The organism is Psychrobacter sp. T6-1 (assembly GCF_052258445.1).
This window is the reverse complement of the sequence record NZ_JBQQFC010000354.1, coordinates 1-2,260: the sequence shown is the minus strand read 5'-3', so window position 1 is coordinate 2,260 and position 2,260 is coordinate 1. Positions and strand designations below refer to the sequence as shown.

Below are 2,260 nucleotides of genomic sequence, written 5' to 3'. Positions count from 1 at the left end.
TTATAAATTGGCTCTGTCTAAAGAACAAAACCCTTTAAGATGAAAGTTACTCATCTGATACTGAGAAGATATTAGGTCGTAGTGGTTTATATCTTGATCGTTATTGTTGATAATGGTTATGTCTTTATCTTTTGGCTTATCTTTTTAGCCGCTTTGCACTTTTTGATCTTTTTTGGAATTTATTATGACTTCAACGCCCGTATCACCTGCAAGTTACCTTCGACTGAGTATTTTGAGTATATTTGGCGTTTTTGCCATGAACACGGCTATGGCAGCTCCCTCTACCCTTGGACCTATCGATGAGAGCGAGCTACCGCAAGTGGAGCTTGATGAGATCGTGGTGACGGCGACGCGTACACCGACTAGGGTTAGCAATGTCATCGCTCAGACTCGCGTTGTCGATAGCGAAGAGCTACAGCGTTATCAGGGTCAAACGGCGCTTGATGTGCTAAAGAACCAATCAGGTATTAATATCTCACAAAGCGGCGGAATGGGAACTATCAGTAACTTCTATATGCGCGGCTTTGATAGCAAACAAGTTCTCGTGCTCATCGATGGCATTCGTTATAGCTCAATCTCTGCAGGAACCCCAGCATTGAACCTGCTACCTGCCGACCAAATAGATCGTATCGAGATCTTATACGGGGCGTCAGGCTCTAGCATTTATGGCTCCGATGCTATGGGCGGGGTTATCCAGATCTTTACCAAGGGCAATAATGTAGAGCAATCCAATGTGTCTACTACCGCAGGTTACGGCAGTCACGATCATTATCAAGTTGGCATTACTGGTCAACTCAAAAATGACACCTCATCATTAAGCCTAGGCGTCAGTCGTAACGAGACAGACGGCTTCAATGCGGTTGCTAATAGCGATTCTTTTGATTATAACGCTGATGATGATGGTTTTGAATCAACCAACGCTAGCCTTGCATTACAGCACAAATTTAGCGATCAGCTCAGTGGTGGAATTAGCGGATTATATTCAGACTCTACAACTGAGTTTGACTCGGCTGGAACCTTGGTTCCCAACGCTTACTCGGATCAAAAAAACGGTAGTGCTAAAGCCTATTTGCAATACCAAACCCCATTAACGTTGACCAAATTAAGCTATGGTCAAAGTGTCGATAAATCAACATCTCATGATAATAATTCTATTGACTTTCAAGATGGCAGCCAATTCGATACTACCCAAGAACAAGTGCGTTTAGAGAGCCAAATCAATGCTCAGCCTGGTACGGTTATCGTTGGCGTAGAATGGCTATCACAAGAGCTTGATGCTTCTGCGGTAAAAGTTTTTAATGCTGACTTTACCGATTTTACCGCGACACCCTACTCACCTGATGATAGAGAAGTCAAAAGTGCCTTTGTCGGTTATCAACTAGCAGATACTTATTATGACTTACAAGCCAACTACCGCGTTGATGACAATTCGCAATATGGCAATGAAAGCACTTATAACGTAGGCGCTGCTATACGCCCATTGGACGGTATGCGCATTGGTGCAAGTTACGCTACAGGTTTTCGCGCGCCGACCTTTAATGACTTATACTACCCCGGTTTTAGCAATCCAAACTTAAAGCTTGAAACCAGCAAAAACACTGAAGTGTTCATTGAGTACGATAAAGGCAATCAAATCTCACGTTTGACGGGTTATCACACTGATGTCGAAGATTTGATTGGTGGCAATACCAATACGGGCGAGGCAAAAATCAAAGGGGTGAGCTTTACCTCCGACTGGTACGTCAATTCGTTTTTGTTTGGCTTGGGATACGATTATTTGGATGCAAAAGATGAGACATCAGGCAGTGCCAACAAAGGAAATGATCTTGTCTACCGCCCTCAAAATAGTGGTTTGATTTATATCGGTTATCAGCAGCCTACCTTTGATGTCCGCCTTGAAGCAAAACATACTGATGATAGATTTTCTGACGTGAGCAATCAAACTAAGTTAGACGACTATACTCTAGTTAACTTGAGTGGCACCGTCTATATCAATCCTAATTTACGTGCAAACTTGCGTGTTGAAAACATTACCGATGAAAACTATACGCTCTCTAATCAATTTGGTACAGAATATGCCACTGACGGTGCTAACTACTTTGGTTCGCTAACCTATAACTGGTTCTAAATAATAACTTGTTTTAGAGAAAATTTGCGCTCAGCTACTTATTTAGCATTTTTTAGCTCAAACCAACGCAACTTACAAGTCAAAGGTTTTTCTTAAGTTATATAGGACAATAGGTGACAACAGCGCGCTCAT

Annotated in this window: 1 protein-coding gene; it reads left to right on the top strand. The window is 42.3% G+C overall.

From position 1 onward, the window contains the following. Positions 1-184 precede the first annotated feature (184 nt). On the top strand, positions 185-2,128 hold the full coding sequence (locus tag ACTXGO_RS12700; protein ID WP_443574785.1) for a TonB-dependent receptor domain-containing protein: 1,944 nt from the start codon (positions 185-187) through the stop codon (positions 2,126-2,128). Positions 2,129-2,260: the final 132 nt, after the last annotated feature.